The 18,596-nt window shown below is 58.4% G+C and carries 11 protein-coding genes; 8 read left to right on the top strand and 3 right to left on the bottom strand.

Going from position 1 to position 18,596, the window contains the following annotated elements; translation table 11 throughout:
- Positions 1–79: 79 nt before the first annotated feature.
- The 6 genes from Q3H59_RS04375 (at position 80) to lplT (ending at position 12,753) form a co-directional block, all read left to right on the top strand.
- Positions 80–1,327, top strand: coding sequence for an MdtA/MuxA family multidrug efflux RND transporter periplasmic adaptor subunit (locus Q3H59_RS04375; RefSeq protein ID WP_309833462.1), 1,248 nt, complete (start codon positions 80–82; stop codon positions 1,325–1,327).
- Entirely contained in the window at positions 1,324–4,476 is a 3,153-nt protein-coding gene (locus tag Q3H59_RS04380; RefSeq protein ID WP_309833464.1) for an MdtB/MuxB family multidrug efflux RND transporter permease subunit, read from the top strand. The genes Q3H59_RS04375 and Q3H59_RS04380 overlap by 4 nt, the downstream gene beginning before the upstream one ends.
- Positions 4,473–7,577 carry an efflux RND transporter permease subunit gene (locus Q3H59_RS04385; RefSeq protein WP_192412029.1) on the top strand — a complete coding sequence of 1,035 codons (3,105 nt, stop codon included), beginning with the start codon at positions 4,473–4,475 and terminating at the stop codon, positions 7,575–7,577. Before Q3H59_RS04380 ends, Q3H59_RS04385 begins: the two co-directional genes overlap by 4 nt.
- Positions 7,578–8,975 (top strand): efflux transporter outer membrane subunit, encoded by a 1,398-nt coding sequence (locus tag Q3H59_RS04390; protein ID WP_280172025.1) that lies wholly within the window; start codon positions 7,578–7,580, stop codon positions 8,973–8,975.
- A 440-nt stretch (positions 8,976–9,415) separates the two neighbouring features.
- Positions 9,416–11,566 (top strand): bifunctional acyl-ACP--phospholipid O-acyltransferase/long-chain-fatty-acid--ACP ligase, encoded by a 2,151-nt coding sequence (gene aas / locus Q3H59_RS04395; RefSeq protein WP_280172024.1) that lies wholly within the window; start codon positions 9,416–9,418, stop codon positions 11,564–11,566.
- Positions 11,563–12,753 carry a lysophospholipid transporter LplT gene (gene lplT, locus Q3H59_RS04400; protein ID WP_280172023.1) on the top strand — a complete coding sequence of 397 codons (1,191 nt, stop codon included), beginning with the start codon at positions 11,563–11,565 and terminating at the stop codon, positions 12,751–12,753. The genes aas and lplT overlap by 4 nt, the downstream gene beginning before the upstream one ends.
- A 119-nt stretch (positions 12,754–12,872) precedes the next feature.
- On the opposite strand, the gene Q3H59_RS04405 is transcribed toward lplT, so the two are convergent.
- From Q3H59_RS04405 to mutH, 3 genes are all read right to left on the bottom strand, one after another.
- The gene (locus tag Q3H59_RS04405; protein ID WP_110867968.1) at positions 12,873–13,913 is read right to left on the bottom strand and encodes an NADP(H)-dependent aldo-keto reductase; all 1,041 of its coding nucleotides are present in this window, start codon (positions 13,911–13,913) and stop codon (positions 12,873–12,875) included.
- Between the two features lie 144 nt (positions 13,914–14,057).
- Positions 14,058–14,276 carry a YgdI/YgdR family lipoprotein gene (locus Q3H59_RS04410; RefSeq protein ID WP_101761992.1) on the bottom strand — a complete coding sequence of 73 codons (219 nt, stop codon included), beginning with the start codon at positions 14,274–14,276 and terminating at the stop codon, positions 14,058–14,060.
- Between the two features lie 104 nt (positions 14,277–14,380).
- Positions 14,381–15,067, bottom strand: a complete 687-nt coding sequence (gene mutH / locus Q3H59_RS04415) for a DNA mismatch repair endonuclease MutH (RefSeq protein WP_309833469.1) — start codon at positions 15,065–15,067, stop codon at positions 14,381–14,383.
- A 682-nt stretch (positions 15,068–15,749) separates the two neighbouring features.
- Here mutH and rppH point away from each other — a divergent pair.
- Positions 15,750–16,277, top strand: a complete 528-nt coding sequence (gene rppH / locus Q3H59_RS04420) for an RNA pyrophosphohydrolase (protein ID WP_007890933.1) — start codon at positions 15,750–15,752, stop codon at positions 16,275–16,277.
- Positions 16,278–16,289: 12 nt separating this feature from the next.
- Positions 16,290–18,536, top strand: a complete 2,247-nt coding sequence (ptsP, locus tag Q3H59_RS04425) for a phosphoenolpyruvate--protein phosphotransferase (RefSeq protein WP_110867966.1) — start codon at positions 16,290–16,292, stop codon at positions 18,534–18,536.
- The last annotated feature ends 60 nt before the right edge of the window (positions 18,537–18,596 follow it).

The raw sequence follows: 18,596 nt of genomic DNA on the forward strand, positions 1-18,596 counted from the left end.
GCGTAGTGATGATTTCCCCTTGAAATAGTCCCCTGTTTTACAGGGGATTTTCCGTTTTCTGGCTAACCTGAAGATCCTGATGACTAACAACGCTTCCCGCTCCCCGTTTTCCCGCTGGCTGAAATGGCTCCTGTTGTTGCTTGTGCTGTTGATTGTGGCGGGCGTGATCTGGCGCGTGGTCGGTGGTCACGGCGGCATGCCGGGCGGCGGAAAACCGCCGGGCGCACGCGGCGGTCATCGCGGTGGCGCGGGCGGCCCGCCGGGCATGGCGACGATGATGGGCGGTGCTACGCTGGTGCACAGCGGCGTCGCCAGCAGCGCGGATGTGCCGGAATACCTCAACGCGCTCGGCACGGTGATCCCTAACGCCAGCGTCACCGTCACCAGCCGCGTCGCCGGACAGCTGGAAAAAGTGTTCTTTACCGAAGGGCAGAAAGTTAGCGCCGGCCAGCTGCTGGCGCAGATCGATCCGCGCAGCTATCAGGCGACGCTGGCGCAGTATCAGGGCGATCTCAATCAGAACCAGGCGTTGCTGAAGAGCGCGCAGTTAACGCTGGTGCGTTATCAGAAACTGGCGGCGCAGGATTCGTTATCTCGCCAGGATCTCGATACCCAAACCGCCACCGTCGGCCAGTACAAAGGTGCGGTCGCCGCTGATGAAGCGCAGATCGCCAGCGCCAAACTGGATATCGAGTATGCGCGCATCACCTCGCCAATCAGCGGACGCGTCGGTTTGCGTCTGGTCGATCCCGGTAATATGGTGCAAACCACCGATACCACCGGCATCGTGGTGGTGACGCAGATGCAGCCCGCCGCAGTGACCTTTAGCGTGCCGCAGGGCAACATTCCGCAGCTGACCAAAGCGCTGCACGGCGGGCAAAGTCTGCCCGCCACCGCCTTTGATCAGGACAACAGCCGCGCGCTGGCGCAGGGCGAGGTGAAGTTCATCAGCAACCAGATCGATACCGCGACCGGCACCATTGAGCTGAAAGCCACCTTCCCAAATGAAGACGAATCGCTGTTCGCTAACCAGTTCGTCAATCTGCGGCTACAAACCAACATCCTGAAAAATGTCACGGTGATCCCGGCGCAGGCGCTGCAGCTGAGCAGCGACGGCAGCTTCGTGTTTGTCATCAACCAAGACAACACCGTGACGCGCAAAGCGGTCACCACCGGGCCAACGTTTGGTGAAGATCAGCAGGCGATCCTCAACGGAGTGGAACCGGGCGATCGCCTGGTGACCGAAGGCATCGATCGCCTAACCAACGGCAGCAAAGTGCAGCTGGCGGATGAGCGCAAAACCACCGCGACTGCCGAGGCCAAATGAATCCGTCTCGCCTGTTTATCCAGCGTCCGGTCGCCACCATTTTGCTGATGGTCGGCGTGCTGATCGCCGGGATCTTCTCCTACCGTTTTCTCTCCACCTCGGCGCTGCCGCAGGTGGATTACCCGACCATTCAGGTCACCACGCTCTATCCCGGTGCCAGCCCGGATGTGATGGCGTCGTCCGTCACCTCGCCGCTGGAGCGCCAGCTGGGTCAAATGGCTGGGTTGAGCCAGATGACGTCAACCAGCTCAAGCGGATCGTCGATCGTCACGCTGAAGTTCAGCCTCGATCTGTCGCTGGATGTCGCCGAGCAGGAAGTGCAGGCGGCGATCAATGCCGCCAATAACTTGCTGCCGAGCGATCTGCCCAATCCGCCAACCTACAAAAAGGTCAATCCAGCCGATACCGCCGTGATTACGCTGGCGGTGAGTTCCGACACGCTGCCGCTGACGCAGGTGCAGGATCTGGTGAACACGCGCGTGGCGCTGAAGCTGTCGCAGATTAATGGCGTCGGCATGGTGACGCTGGCGGGCGGCCATCAACCGGCGATTCGCGTGCAGATGGACCCGAAAGCGCTGGCGGCGCACCAGCTGTCGCTGGAGGACGTCAACACGCTAATCGGCAACAGCAACGTGAACGGCTCGAAAGGCGGCTTCGACGGCAAATATCACTCGGTGACCATCGACGCTAACGATCAGCTGCGCACCGCCGATGAGTACGGCAATTTGATCATCACTTACCAAAACGGTGCGGCGCTGCGGCTAAAAGATATCGCGCATATCGAACAGGGACCGGAGAACAGCTTCCAGTCGGCGTGGGCCAACAACAGTCCGGCGATTGTGATCAGCGTGCAGCGCCAGCCGGGCGCCAACGTGATTCAGGTGGTGGACAGCATCAAAGCGCAGCTGCCGAAGCTGCAGGCGGCGCTGCCGGACGGCGTGAAGATGAGCATCTTGTCGGATCGCACGCAAACCATTCGCGCCTCCATCAGCGATGTGCAGTTTGAGCTGATGCTGTCGGTGGCGCTGGTGGTGATGGTGACGTTCCTGTTCCTGCGCAACGTGGCGGCGACGCTGATTCCCAGCGTGGCGGTACCGCTGTCGCTGATTGGCACCTTCGGCGTGATGTATCTGGCCGACTTCAGCCTGAATAATCTGTCGCTGATGGCGCTGACCATCGCCACCGGCTTCGTTATCGACGATGCGATTGTGGTGGTGGAGAACATTTCACGGCGGCTGGAAGAGGGCGAAACGCCGATGCAGGCGGCGCTGAAAGGCTCGCAGCAGATTGGCTTCACCATCATCTCGCTGACCTTCTCACTGATTGCCGTGCTGATCCCGCTGCTGTTTATGGGCGACGTGGTTGGGCGGTTGTTCCGCGAATTTGCCATCACGCTGGCGGTGTCGATTCTGGTGTCGATGGTGGTGTCACTAACCCTGACGCCGATGCTGTGCGCCTATCTGTTGCAGCACATTCCGCCGGAAAAACAGTCGCGCTTCTCGCGTAAAGGCGGCGAGTTGTTCGACAAGCTGGTGCGCGGCTATGACCGCATGCTGACGGTGGTGCTGAACCATCAGAAGCTGACGCTGCTGGTGGCGCTGGCGACCTTTGCGCTCACCGCGCTGCTGTATATCGCCATCCCAAAAGGCTTCTTCCCGACCCAGGATACCGGGCTGATTCAGGGCGTCACCGTGGCGTCGCAGGATGTGTCGTTTAGCGAGATGTCGAAGCGGCAGCAGGCGCTGGCGAAAGTGATTCTGCAAAATCCGTCGGTGGAGAGTTTGTCCTCAACCATCGGCATTGATGGCAGCAACACCAGCCTGAATAGCGGGCGCATCCAGATCAACCTCAAGTCGTTTGAACAGCGCGACGACAAAGCCGACGTGGTGATCAAACAGCTGCAGCAGGCGGCGCAGCAGGTGGCGGGCATTCAGCTCTATCTGCAACCGGCGCAGGATTTGACCGTTAACGATCAGGTGTCGCCGAGCCAGTATCAGTTCACGCTGGATGATGCCGACAGCGAAAACCTGGTGCGCTGGACGCCAAAGATGGTCGCCGCCCTGCAGCAGCGTCCGGAGTTTAACGGCGTGGTGAGTAACCTGCAGGATCAGGGCCGCGTGGCCTATGTCGAGCTGAATCGCGATAAAGCGGCGCGCTACGGCATTACCGCCGCCGACGTCGATACCGCGCTGTACAACAGCTTCGGTCAGCGTCTGGTCTCCACCATCTTTACCCAGGCCAATCAATATCGCGTGGTGCTGGAAGTGGCGCCGCAGTATCAGCAATCGCCCGCTTCGTTTGATGATGTCTATTTGCCGGTGACCAGCGCGAGCAGCAGCACTTCCACCACGGATGACACCACCACAACCACCACCGGCATGGTGAAGCTCACGTCCATCGCCACCATTCACCAGCGCACCGGTTCGCTGATGCACATGCGGCTCAATCAATTCCCGGCGGTGATGGTGTCGTTCAATCTCAATAAAGGCTATTCGCTGGAAGAGGGGCAGAAGGCGATTGCCGCAGTGACGCAGCAGCTGAATTTGCCGTCGAGCATCACCTTGCGTTATCAGGGCGAAACCTCGGCATTCCAGAGCGCCACCGGCAACACGCTGTGGCTGATTCTGGCGGCATTAATCACCATGTACGTGGTGCTCGGCATTCTGTACGAAAGCTTTATCCATCCGGTGACCATTCTCTCGACGCTGCCGTCGGCGGCGGTCGGCGCGCTGTTGACGCTGCTGCTGGCGGGCAGCGAGTTCAGCCTGATTGCGCTGATTGGCGTAATTCTGCTGATCGGTATCGTCAAGAAGAACGCGATTATGATGATCGACTTCGCACTGGAGGCGGAAAACAAGCAGCACATGAGCGCGCGGGACGCGATTCATCAGGCCTGTTTGCTGCGCTTCCGCCCGATTCTGATGACCACCATGGCGGCGCTGCTCGGTGCGCTGCCGCTGATGCTGGCGTCCGGTTCCGGTGCCGAGCTGCGCCAGCCGCTCGGTCTGGTGATTGTTGGCGGTTTGATCGTCAGCCAGGTGCTGACGCTGTTCTCCACGCCGGTAATTTACCTGTGGTTTGATGGCATTGCGCAGCGCGGCAAGCGCTACATGCAGCGCAAGCAGCAGCAGGCGCGGGGCGAGCGATGAACCTCACCCGGCTGTTTATCTTCCGCCCGGTTGCCACGTTACTGCTGACGCTGGCGATCCTGCTGCTGGGCGCGTTGGGCTATCGGCTGCTGCCGGTGGCGCCGCTGCCGCAGGTGGATTTCCCCACTATCATGGTGAGCGCCAGCCTGGCCGGTGCCAGCCCGGAAACCATGGCAGCCACCGTCGCTACGCCGCTGGAGCGTTCGCTGGGGCAGATTGCCGGCGTTACCGAGATGACCTCGACCAGTTCGCAGGGATCGACCAGCGTGATTTTGCAGTTTGACCTCGATCGCGACATCAACGGCGCAGCGCGTGACGTGCAGGCGGCGATCAACGCCGCACGCAGTTTGCTGCCGAGCGCGATGGAGTCGCTGCCGACCTATCGCAAAGCCAATCCATCGGATGCGCCGATTGTGATGCTGGCGCTGACGTCCGCCACGCGCACGCCGGGCGAACTCTACGATCTGGCCGAAAGCAAAATCGAGCAGGCAATGGGCCAGGTGAAAGGCGTGGGCGAAGTGTCGCTGATGGGCAGTGCCTTACCGGCGGTGCGTATCGATCTGCAGCCGCTGAAGCTGACGCAGTACGGCATTTCGCTTGATACGGTGCGCAGCGCCATCGCCAACAGCACCAGCAATAAGCCGAAAGGGATTTTGCAGGGCAGCAGCCAGTCGTGGGTGGTGGACAGCAACGGCCAGCTGGATAAAGCCGCGCAGTATCAGGATCTGATCGTTACGTATCAAGAGGGCAAAGCGGTGCGGCTGCATGATGTCGCCACCGTGTATGACTCGGTTGAAGATCAGTATCAGGCCGGTTTCCTCAACGCCATGCCATCGGTGATGGTGGGCATTAAGCGCCAGGCCGGTGCCAACATGCTCGACACCATTGATGCCATCAAAGCGCAGCTGCCGGCGCTGGAAAAAGATCTGCCCGCCGATACGCAACTGAAAGTGGTGGTGGATCGCTCGCCGACGGTGCGCGCCTCGCTGTATGACACCGAAGAGACGCTGCTGGTGGCGATGCTGCTGGTGATCGCCGTGGTGTTTGTGTTTCTGCGTAACGTGCAGGCGGTGATTATCCCGGCGCTGGCGCTGCCGGTCTCGCTGATTGGCACCTGCGCGGTGATGTATCTGCTGGGTTACAGCCTCGATAACCTGTCGCTGATGGCGCTGATTATCGCCACCGGCTTTGTCGTCGATGACGCGATTGTGGTGCTGGAAAACATCACGCGCCATATCGAAGAAGGGCTCAGTCCGCTGCGCGCGGCGCTGCGTGGCGCGCAGGAAGTGAGTTTTACCGTGCTGTCGATGACTATGTCGTTGATTGCGGTGTTCATCCCGTTTCTGCTGATGGGCAGCATCGTCGGACGCTTATTCCGCGAATTTGCCGTCACGCTGACGGTATCGCTGCTGATTTCAATGTTTGTCTCGCTGAGCCTGACGCCGATGCTGTGCGCGCGCCTGCTGAAGCCGAAAGCCAAAGTCACGCAACGCTCGCATCCGCTGTATCAGTTTATCGAAAACCAACTTAACGCATTGCTGGCGGCTTATTCGCGCGGGTTAACCTGGGTGATGGCGCACCAAAAGCTGACGATGTTCAGCCTGGTGCTGACCGTGCTGCTCAACCTGTTCCTGTTTTCCGTGGTGCAGAAAGGCTTTTTCCCCAATCAGGATACCGGCCTGCTGATGGGCGCGCTGCGTGCCGATCAGAACATCTCCTTCCAGGCGATGAAGCCGAAAATGCTGCAGTTCACCCACATCATCCAGTCCGATCCGGCGGTGGAGAGCGTGATGTCGTCGATGGGCAGCGGCATGTTCGGCTCGCGCAACAGCGCCAACTTCTTTGTGCGCCTGAAGGATTTTGACAAGCGCGATGCCACCGCCACCGAAGTGGCGAACCGCCTGAGTATGAAAACCAGCCATATCGCTGGCGCGCAGATGTTCCTGATGGCGGCGCAGGATCTGCACATCGGCGGACGCAGCGCCAACGCCACCTATCAATACAGTTTGCAGGCCGACGATCTCGATCTGCTACGTGAGTGGACGCCGAAAGTGCAGGCGGCGCTGGCGGCAATCCCGCAGCTGAACAGCGTCGATTCCGACTCGCAAACCGGCGGTCAGGAAGTGGTGATTAATATCGATCGTGACCGTGCGAAACGGTTGGGCGTGGATGTGCAGATGCTCGACACCCTGCTGAACAACGCTTTCAGCCAGCGTCAGGTAGCCACGCTCTATCACACGCTTAATCAGTATCATGTGGTGATGTCGCTGCAGGATAGCTACACGCGCGATCCGGCGATTTTGCAGCAGCTGTATGTGATTAACGACAGCGGCGATCGCGTGCCGCTCGCCGCATTCGCCAGCTTCAAGGGCGGCAACGCGCCGCTGTCGGTGGCGCATCAGGGCCAATCCGCCACCAGCACCGTGGCGTTTAACCTTAACGACGGCGTGTCGCTGGAGCAGGCGCAGGCGCTGATTAAGCAGGCGATGGCGCAGCTCGGTTTGCCCTCCAGTATTCAGGCCGGTTTTGCCGGCACCGCCGCCGCCTTCGCCCAGCTTACCGCCACCATGCCGTGGCTGATTATCGCGGCGCTGGCGGCGGTGTATATCGTGCTCGGCGTGCTGTATGAGAGTTACATCCATCCGCTCACCATTCTCTCAACGCTGCCGTCGGCGGGCGTGGGCGCGCTGTTGTTGCTGTTGCTGACCAACACGCAGCTGACGGTGATCGCGCTGATCGGCATCATCCTGCTGATTGGTATCGTGAAAAAGAACGCCATCATGATGATCGACTTTGCGATTCACGCCGAGCGCAGCCAAGGCATGACGCCGCAGCAGGCGATCACCCAAGCCTGCTTGATGCGTTTCCGGCCGATCATGATGACCACGCTGGCCGCCTTCTTTGGCGCGCTGCCGCTGGCGCTGGGCAGCGGCGGCGATGCCGACTTACGTAGCCCGCTCGGGCTGGCGATTGCCGGTGGTTTGGCGCTGAGCCAATTATTAACGCTGTTTACTACGCCGGTGGTTTATCTCTGGCTCGACCGTTTAAGCCGCGCCACGCAACGTCAGTGGCAGCGGTTGCGTCATGTGGAATCCCGATAGATGAAAATGTCTCTGAAAATTACGCCGTTGCTCACCGTGATGTTGCTGGCGGGCTGCGCGGTTGGCCCCGATTATCAGCGCCCGAGCATGGCGATGCCGACCCATTTCAAAGAAGCCAAAGGCTGGACGCAGGCGACGCCGCAGGATGCAAACAGCAAAGGTGAATGGTGGCAGGTGTATCATGATGCCACGCTGGCTAGTCTGCTGAAGCAGGTGAGCATCTCCAACCAGAACGTAGCCAGCTATGCCGCGCAGTACCGCGAAGCACAGGCGCTGGCTGGGCAATCACGCGCGGAGTTGTTGCCGTCGCTAGGCTACGACGCCAGCAGCACGCGCAGCGGCAGCCGCGCCAGCGGTCAACGCAGCGTCAGCAACAGCCATGCCGCCGATCTCAGCGCCAGCTGGGAGCTGGATGTGTGGGGCAAACTGCGACGCACGCTGGAGGAGAACCATGCCAGCGCCGAAGCCAGCAAAGCCGAGCTGGCGAATATCACCTTGAGCGCGCAGTCCGAACTGGCGCAGGACTATTTCCAGCTGCGCATCATCGACGAGAAAATCGCGCTCTATCAGCGCAGTATCGCGGCCTATCAACGTTATCTGACGGTGATTGAAAACAAATATGCGGCGGGCAGCGAATCACGCGCCACCTTAGCGCAGGCGCAGATGCAGCTGGAGAGCGCCCGCGCCTCGGCGCAGGATTACCAGTGGCAGCGTGCACAGATGGAGCACGCCATTGCGTTGCTGCTGGGTCGAGCTCCGGCGGATTTCTCCTTGCCGGTGGCGAAGCTGGAGGCCGCGCTGCCCGCGATCCCGAACAGCGTGCCGTCGCAGCTGTTGCAGCGCCGTCCCGATATCGCCTACGCCGAGCGCAACGTGGCGGCGGCGAATGCGGCGGTCGGCGTGGCGATTGCCGGTTACTATCCCGATTTGACGCTGAGCGCCAGCGGCGGCGTGAGTTCATCGGCGATCAACAGTTTGTTCTCGCTGCCCAATCGCGTCTGGTCTTTGGGGCCGGAGCTGAGCGGTACGCTGTTAGATTTCGGCGCCACCTCAGCGAAAGTCGAACAGGCACGCGCCGCCTATGATGCCAGCGTTGCCAGCTATCGCCAGTCGGTGCTGACCGGCATGGGCGAAGTGGAAGATTATCTGGTGCAGCTGAATACTTTGCAGGGCGAAATCGCCGCACAGCAGCGCGCCACCGACGCGGCGCAGGAATCGGCACGCGTGACGCGCAATCAGTATGATGCCGGAATGATCGACTATCTCGACGTCGCCACCACCGAAAACAGCAGCCTGAGCGCGCAGCAGAGTTTGCTGTCGCTGCAGAGCACGCAGTGGGTCAGCAGCGTCGGTCTGATCGCCGCGCTGGGCGGTGGCTGGCAGGCGGATACGCGGTAAAACCAGGTCGCCATGATGGCCCTTTGCCGCAGCTGACGCGCCAGCGCCTCTGGCAAATGTTGCCCTTTTCAGCAGCACACACTGAAGCTTCGGAGCAGGCCGGGGACGCTTTTGGGCCGGCAATCCGCAGCGCTGAACGAAGCGAGGAAGCCAGGAGAGCCCGCAGGACGCGGGCGAAAGGCGGAGCCGGGACAAGGAAGTCCCGTCTCCGCCGGTCCGTCAGGCAAACGAGCGAAGTGAAGGCACCGCGCTAGCGGCGCGAGGACCGCCGGACCACAAGTGGCCCCGGCCTGCACACTCATCGTTGGCTTAACTGACAAGCATTACGCCATGAATGGCGGCCCTACGACCGCTATTGCGTTTAAATCACCACGCCACTTGTCGAAAATCCCCAGATCCTGCATCGTAAGAGCCATTTTTACGATTGCTAAGGAGCTGGCATGCTACTCACTTTTTTCCGTTTCATGTTCCGCCTGCTGTGGCGTGTGGAACTGCGCGGCGACCTCGCGGCACTGCATAAAGAGAAAGTGCTGATCACCCCCAATCACACGTCGTTTCTGGATGGGGTATTACTGGCGCTGTTTCTGCCGATCAAACCGGTGTTCGCGGTCTATTCGTCGATCAGCGATCAATGGTTTATGCGTCTGCTGAAGCCGATCATCGACTTCGTTCCGCTCGATCCCACCAAGCCGATGTCGATCAAACATCTGGTGCGCATGATCAATCAGGGCCGTCCGGTGGTGATCTTCCCCGAAGGGCGCATCACCGTGACCGGATCGCTGATGAAGATCTACAGCGGCGCCGGCTTTGTGGCGGCGAAATCCGGTGCCACCGTGGTGCCGATGCGTATCGAAGGCGCGGAATATACGCCGTTTGGTCGTCTGGCGGGCGTGTTTAAACGGCGCCTGTTCCCGCGCATCACCTTAACGGTGCTGCCGCCAACGGTAATCCCAATGCCTGAAGCCAAACGCGCGCGCGATCGCCGCACGCTGGCGGGCGAGCACCTGCATCATGTGATGATGGAAGCCCGCATGGCAGTGCGTCCGCGTGAGACGCTGTTCGAGGCTTTCCTCAATGCGCGTCAGCGTTATGGCGCGATGAAGCCGTGTATCGAAGACGTCAACTTCAAACCGGATAGCTATACCGGTTTGCTGAAGAAAGCGCTTGGCGTGGGCCGCATTCTGGAGCGTTACAGCCAGCAAGGTGAATACGTCGGTCTGCTGCTGCCGAACGCCACGGTGACAGCGGCGGCAATTCTCGGTGCCTCGCTGCGCGGGCGCATTCCGGCGATGCTCAACTACACCGCAGGCGTGAATGGCATGCGTGCGGCGTTGACCGCATCGCAGGTGAAAACCGTGTTTACCTCGCGGCAGTTCCTCGAAAAAGGCAACCTGTGGCACTTGCCGCAGGGACTCAGCGAAGTGCAGTGGATCTATCTGGAAGATCTGAAAGATACCGTTACGCTGCAGGACAAATTGTGGATTGTGGCGCATCTGCTGATGCCGCGCCGTGCGCTGGTGGCGCAGCAGCCGGAAGATGCGGCGATGGTGCTGTTTACCTCCGGTTCGGAAGGCCATCCCAAAGGTGTGGTGCACTCGCATAAAAGTCTGCTGGCGAACGTTGAGCAGATTCGTACCGTGGCGGATTTCACCCCGCGTGACCGCTTTATGTCGGCGCTGCCGCTGTTCCATGCTTTCGGTTTAACCGTTGGCCTGTTTACCCCGTTGCTGACCGGCGCGCAGGTGTTTCTCTATCCAAGCCCGCTGCATTACCGCATCGTGCCGGAGCTGGTTTACGACCGTAACTGCACCGTGCTGTTTGGTACTTCAACCTTCCTTGGCAACTATGCGCGTTTCGCCAGCCCGTACGATTTTGCGCGTCTGCGCTATGTGGTGGCGGGCGCGGAGAAACTGCAGGAAGCGACGCGTCAGATCTACATGGAAAAATACGGCATCCGTATTCTCGAAGGCTACGGCGTGACGGAGTGCGCGCCGGTGGTGGCGATCAACGTGCCGATGGCGGCAAAAAATCACACCGTGGGCCGCATTCTGCCGGGCATGGATTCGCGTCTGATTTCGGTGCCGGGCATTGAGCAGGGCGGTCGCCTGCAGCTGCGCGGTCCAAACGTGATGAACGGGTATCTGCGCGTGGAAAATCCAGGCGTGCTGGAAGTCCCGGTCGCCGATAACGGCGAAGGCGAGATGGAAGCGGGCTGGTACGACACCGGCGATATCGTCAGCTTTGATGAAGGCGGTTTCTGCCAGATTCAGGGCCGTGCGAAACGCTTCGCCAAAATTGCCGGTGAGATGGTGTCGCTGGAGATTGTGGAGCAGATTGCGCTGAAAGCCTCTAACGAGAAGCAGCATGCGGCGTCGCTGCGTCCGGACGGTAATCGAGGCGAAGCGTTGGTGCTGTTTACTACCGACAGCGAGTTGGGCCGCGACACGCTGCTGAAAGCGGCGCGTGAAATTGGCGCGCCGGAACTGGCGGTGCCGCGCGATATCCGCGTGATGAAACAGCTACCGATGCTGGGTAGCGGCAAACCGGACTATGTCAGCCTGAAGCAGCTGGCGGAAGAGGAGCAGGCATGAGCCAGGCGTTAAATAACGATGCACCGCTGTTATCGCGCAACATGCTGGCGGTGATTGTGGCGCAGTTCTTCTCGGCATTTGGCGACAACGCGCTGTTGTTTGTGACGCTGGCGGTGCTGAAAAATCAGTTCTATCCGGACTGGAGTCAGCCGATCCTGCAAATGCTGTTTGTGGCCACTTACATTCTGCTCGCGCCGTTCGTGGGCCAGATGGCGGATAGCTTTGCCAAAGGTCGGGTAATGATGTTCGCTAACAGTCTTAAGCTGCTCGGCGCGCTGGTTATCTGTTTCGGCTTCAATCCGTTCCTCGGCTATACGCTGGTGGGGATTGGCGCGGCATCCTATTCGCCAGCCAAGTACGGCATCCTGACGGAGATCACCAGCGGTGAACGCCTGGTCAAAGCCAACGGCTTAATGGAAGGTTCGACCATTGCGGCGATTCTGCTGGGTTCGGTAGCGGGCGGTATTCTGGCGGACTGGAACCTGGTCGCCGCGCTGGTGGTGTGTGCCATGACCTATGCGATGGCGGTGGTGGCGAACATCTTTATTCCGCGCCTGACGGCGGCGCGTCCCGGCCAGAGCTGGCATTTTGGCGCCATGCTGCGCAGTTTCATCGCGGCCACTAAGCTGCTGTGGCGCAACGGCGAAACGCGCTTCTCGCTGCTCGGCACCAGCTTGTTCTGGGGCGCGGGCGTGACGCTGCGTTTCCTGCTGGTGCTGTGGGTGCCGGTGGCGCTCGGCATTAGCGATAACAAAACCCCGACCACGCTGAATGCCATGGTGGCGATTGGCATCGTGATTGGTGCGGCAGCGGCAGCGAAGCTGGTGACGCTGCAAACCGTGCGTCGCTGCATGCCAGCCGGTGTGCTGATTGGCGTGATGGTGGTGGTGTTCGCGTTGCAAACCAGCTTGCTCAATGCCTATCTGGTTTTGATGCTGATTGGTGCGCTGGGTGGTTTCTTCGTGGTACCGCTCAATGCGCTGCTGCAGGAGCGTGGCAAGGCGTCCGTGGGTTCGGGCAACGCGATTGCGGTGCAAAATCTCGGTGAGAATACCGCGATGTTACTAATGCTGGGATTCTATACCGTGGCGATTAAGCTGGGCGCGCCTGCGGTGGCGACCGGCGTCGGATTCGGCGCGATTTTCGCCGTGGCGATTGCGGTGTTGTGGTGGAAAGCGCGGAAGTAACAAAAGCATAGCGTCGTAGCGGGGCAATGTATTGCGCAATGGCGAATGCCGCACAAGTGGAAAAATGTGCGGCGTTTTTAAAGCGCGCGATAAATCGCGCCGCTACGGTGTGGTGCGATTTATGGCGCTGGATAGGTAAACTGGCGATGAATCGCTTCCAGTTCCTCTAACACCTCGGCATTCAGCGTCAGATTGAAACTCTCTACGTTAATCTTCAGCTGCTCCAGCGTGGTGGCGCCCAGCAAGGTGCTGGCGACAAACGGCTGTTGACGCACATACGCCAGCGCCATCTGCGACGGATCCATATTGTGCTTCTGCGCCAGCGCAACATAGGCTGCAATCGCCTGCTGAGACTGATCGCCGCTGTAGCGGGTAAAGCGACTAAACAGCGTATTGCGCGCACCGGCGGGTTTCGCACCGTTCAGGTATTTGCCACTCAACGTACCAAACGCCAGGCTGGAATACGCCAGCAACTCGACGCCTTCATGCTGGCTGATCTCCGCTAAACCGACCTCAAAACTGCGGTTCAGCAGGCTGTACGGGTTCTGGATGGTGACGATACGCGGCAGCTCATGCTTTTCAGCCAGCTGCAGATAACGCATCACGCCCCACGCGGTTTCGTTCGACACGCCAATGTAGCGAATCTTACCGGCGCGCACCTGTTCGGTCAGCGCTTCCAGCGTCTCCAGCAGCGTCACCGGCACGCTGGAATCGGTGTATTGATAACCCAGCTTGCCGAAGTAGTTGGTCTGACGCTGCGGCCAGTGAAGCTGATAGAGATCGAGATAATCGGTGTTCAGGCGTTTCAGGCTGGCATCCAGCGCTTCGCGGATGTTTTTGCGATCCAGCGCCTGGTTCGGGCGAATCGACGCATCCGCGCCGCGTACCGGACCGGCTACTTTGCTGGCGAGGATGATTTTGTCACGGCTGCCGCGCTTCTTCAGCCAGCTACCAATGTATTGTTCGGTTAATCCCTGGGTTTCCGGGCGCGGCGGCACCGGATACATTTCTGCGGTATCAATTAAATTGATGCCACTGCTAACCGCGTAATCAAGTTGTGCGTGGGCGTCGGCTTCGCTGTTCTGCTCACCAAACGTCATGGTTCCAAGCCCCAGCTGACTCACTTCCAGCGTGCTATGGGGAATACGGTGATAGTGCATGTGCCGGCATCCTTTTTTCATTATGAAAGGGAATGTTGTGTCCTTTGGGACTATAGCGTGTGAAGCGGCGCGGAAGGAAGAGGGGAAAGTTCGGGAAATCGCCTGCACAAGGGGAAAACGCGTGCAGGCAGGGCAATTTGGCACTTAACGCTCAATGATGGTTGAAACCTCGTCACCATTGATCTGCATCTGATGGCCTTGCTCATCGGTGTACTGTACCAATCCGGTCTCTTTATCGATGGCGGGTTTGCCATCTGTCATGATCATGCGGCCATCTTTGGTCGCCATGACGTAATCACTGCTACAACCACTCAATAACAGCGTCACCAAGGTTAAACCTACTGCACTCACCAACCCTTTCATTCTTATCTCCTTCTCGCGACTTCAACAGCAAAAGTGTAGTAATAAATGCTTTCGTCGTTAGGAGTAATCGCATCATTCCTAAAATTATCGGCAGCAATATGCATTTACAGTAAAAAATGTCGCGCCAAAAGCGGACCGGTGAAGCTTTTCTTCAGATAAAAGCCGCGCGGCAGCGTCATGATTGGCTCGCCGTGTTCGCCAATCGCTTCGGTCAACGCTTTGCTGTTGGCGGCTTTAGGGCGGATTTGCAGCCAGGCACCGTGACGTGCGGTGATGCGCTCCACCTGACCGAGCACAATCATATCCATCAACTCTTCCCAGTCTTCGCGCAGCTGTTGCTCCTCTTCTGCACTCGGATGCCACAGCAGCGGCGAACCGACGCGGCGCTCGGCCAGCGGCAAAGCACGATCGCCTTCGATCGGGATCCACAGCACCCGCGCCAGTTTGTGCCGCACATGGCTGGTTTGCCAGGTTACGCCGCTATTGCCGGTTAACGGCGCGACGCACACGAAGGTGGTTTCCAGCGGTTTGCCCTGCGTATCTACCGGAATCGTTTTCAGCTCAATGCCGAGATGGGCGAAATCCTGCTCGGCTTTGCTGCCAGCGCTGGCACCCAAATGCAGCTCTAACAGCATGCCAACCCAGCCTTTGTCGCGTTTCAAATCTGCCGGAATCGGCAGGTTAATCTGCGCCGCCAGCGCGGCAAAGGTCTGTCCCGCCAGCTGCTGTGCGCGCTGCAGTAATTCCGCTTCGTTTTCAGGTGGCGATGGCAATAACGGTGAGAAGTGCATGCTAAAACCTACATTGGTTAAAGAGTGAACAGTAAACGCGAGCCGGGTTTGTCCACATGGCAGTTAGTTGAATAAAGGTGATAATAGCATGATTCAGCATGCTTTTTTATTTCAATAGAATGGGACGATCCGGTGATATGGCCCGGTTATCCCAGCTTGTTATCGACAATGAACAGGTGTTGAACCTGGTTATCCACAGAAAAGTGGGGTAACACCCTTTTGGCCATACCCCTGTTTCCATTTACAGCCTTGACTTTCGCGTTTTGAACGCTTTTTTTCCTTTCTGTGACCAGGTTTAGGGCATTCTCTGTGGATAAAAACGTCGGTGATGGATCTTTAACCGATTGAAAAAACTGAGCGGAGTATAACTACGGATCCTGGTAACGATTTAACGGTTAATAAGTTATATCTCAATGAATATTATGATTTTTTTTAGTGTTGCTATGTTGGGTGATGAGATTTATCCGAAGGGGTTATTCAATTCATTCCCGTGTTCTGCACAAAGCTATCCACAGAAAAGGTGAATAAGATCGCCGATAAATTGGGGTATCTGTTTATAACTTGGCTAATCTCTGTGAGTTATCCTGTTTTTATTCCGCCTGCGGCCCGCTATCCAGTGGTTTACCGCCTGTAAGGAGTGTGAAACAATCAGGCTATTCAAATTTAGCTTTGAGGTAGTCCAGTGATCGATGATGATGGCTACCGCCCGAATGTTGGTATCGTAATCTGTAACAGGCAAGGACAAGTGTTGTGGGCCAGGCGCTTTGGACAGCACTCCTGGCAATTTCCTCAGGGAGGCATCAATCCGGGTGAAACTGCTGAACAGGCGATGTATCGCGAGCTGTTCGAAGAAGTGGGTTTACACCGCAAAGATGTTCGAATACTTGCTTCAACCCGAAACTGGTTACGCTACAAGTTGCCAAAACGTTTGGTGCGTTGGGACACAAAGCCGGTGTGTATCGGCCAGAAACAAAAGTGGTTTCTTCTGCAGTTGATGTGCAGTGACGCGGAAATCAATGTGCAGCACAGCAGCACACCCGAGTTTGATGGTTGGCGCTGGGTTAGCTTCTGGTATCCGGTACGTCAGGTGGTCTCTTTCAAGCGCGATGTATATCGCCGCGTAATGAAAGAATTCGCGGGCGTAGTGATGTCTATGCAGGAGAGTGCGGGGCAGCGTAATAATGCCGCCCAACGACGTAAAAGAGGATAGGCCACGCCCTTTATGCTCACTCAGTTACGCGAAATAGTAGAGAAAGTGGCGAGTGCTCCACGTCTGAATGAAGCACTCGACATTCTGGTAAACGAAATTTGCCTTGCGATGGAAACCGAGGTTTGCTCGGTTTATCTCGCCGATCACGATCGTCGTTGCTACTACCTGATGGCGACACGCGGGCTAAAAAAGCCGCGTGGTCGTACGGTCACGCTGGCGTTTGATGAAGGCATTGTTGGCCTCGTTGGACGCTTAGCCGAGCCGATCAACCTCGCCGACGCGCAGAGCCATCCCAGCTTCAAATACATTCCTTCTGTTAAAGAGGAGCGTTATCGCTCCTTCCTCGGCGTACCAATTATCAGCCGACGCCAGCTGCTTGGCGTGCTGGTTATCCAGCAGCGCGAACACCGTCAGTTTGATGAAAGCGAAGAGTCTTTCCTCGTCACGCTCGCCACGCAAATGGCGGGATTGCTGTCGCAGTCGCAGCTCGGTCAACTGTTTGGTCAATTCCGTCAGACGCGGGTAAAAGCGATTGCCGCTGCGCCGGGCGTGGCGGTCGCGCCGGGTTGGGTGGATGAAACCCAGCCGCTGCTCGATCAGGTTTCCGCTGCGTCCACGCTTGACGTGCAGCGCGAACGCGAGCGTCTGGTGCTGGCGATGGGCGAGGCCGGCAACGAATTCCGCCGCTTCAGTAAACGCTTTGCTGCCAGCGTGCAGAAAGAGAGCGCGGCGATCTTCGATCTCTATTCGCACCTGCTCACCGATGCACGCCTGAAGAAAGATCTGTTTGATGAGATCGAGCGCGGATCGGTAGCGGAGTGGGCGGTTAAAACGGTGATCGAGAAGTTCGCCGAGCAGTTCGCCAATTTGCAGGATCAATATCTACGCGAGCGCGCCGGCGATCTGCGCGTGCTCGGTCAACGTCTGCTGTTCCACCTCGATGATTCGCTGGTCGGCACCAATGCCTGGCCGGAGCGTTTTGTGTTAGTCGCGGATGAACTCACTGCCACCACGCTGGCTGAATTGCCGCAGGAGCGTCTGGCGGGCGTGGTGGTGCGCGACGGTGCCGCCAACTCGCATGCGGCGATTTTAACGCGCGCGATGGGTATTCCCACCGTGATGGGCGCGGATATTCTGCCGGCGCAGCTCAACAAACGCTTGCTGATTGTTGATGGTTATCGCGGCGAAGTACTGATCGATCCGGAACCGGTACTGGTGCAGGAGTATCAGCGCTTAATCAGCGAAGAGAACGCGCTGAGCAAAATGGCCGAAGGCGTGGTCGAGCAGCCCGGCGAGCTGAAAAGCGGTGAGCGCGTTCAGGTGATGCTGAATGCCGGCCTCAGCCCGGAACACGAGCAGGCGCTGGATAACTGGGTGGATGGCATTGGCCTGTATCGCACCGAAATACCGTTCATGCTGCACAACGGCTTCCCGTCCGAAGAGGAGCAGGTGGCGCAGTATCAGGGCATGCTGCAGCTGTTCTACGACAAACCGGTGACGCTGCGTACGCTGGATGTCGGCGCGGATAAGCAACTGCCGTACATGCCGATCAGCGAAGAGAATCCGTGCCTTGGCTGGCGTGGCATTCGCTTAACGCTCGATCAGCCGGAAATCTTCCTGGTGCAGGTGCGCGCCATGCTGCGTGCCAACGTGGCGTCCGGCAACCTGAGCATTCTGCTGCCGATGATCAGCCATATCGATGAGATCGATGATGCGCGTCGTCTGATTGATCGCGCTGGCCGCGAAGTGGAAGAGATGCTCGGCTATGTGATTCCCAAGCCGCGCATTGGCATCATGATTGAAGTACCGTCGATGTTGTTTATGATCCCGCATCTGGCGGATCGCGTCGATTTTGTCTCGGTTGGCACCAACGATTTGACGCAATATCTGCTGGCGGTTGATCGCAACAACACGCGCGTGGCGAACCTGTATGATTCGCTGCATCCGGCGATGCTGCGGGCGCTGCACACGATTGCCAGCGAAGCCCGCCAGGCCAAGCTGGAGCTCTGTTTGTGTGGTGAAATGGCTGGCGATCCAATGTGTGTCGCGCTGTTAGTGGGCATGGGATATCACCATCTCAGCATGAACGGCAAGAACGTGCCGCGGGTGAAATATCTGCTGCGCCATCTCGATTTTGAAGAGGCACAGAAGCTCAGCGAGCATGGACTGGCCGCGCATACTGCCTCGGAAGTGCGTCATCTGGTCTCCACCTTTATGGAGCGCCGTGGTTTAGGCGGTTTGATTCGCGGCGGGCGTTAACGGTTACAACTTCACGACCTGTAAAAAAAGTGGCTGTGCTATGATGCGCAGCCTTTTATT

Source organism: Pantoea sp. SORGH_AS_0659 (assembly GCF_031453915.1).
In the GTDB taxonomy this organism is placed as follows: Bacteria; Pseudomonadota; Gammaproteobacteria; order Enterobacterales; family Enterobacteriaceae; genus Pantoea; species Pantoea leporis.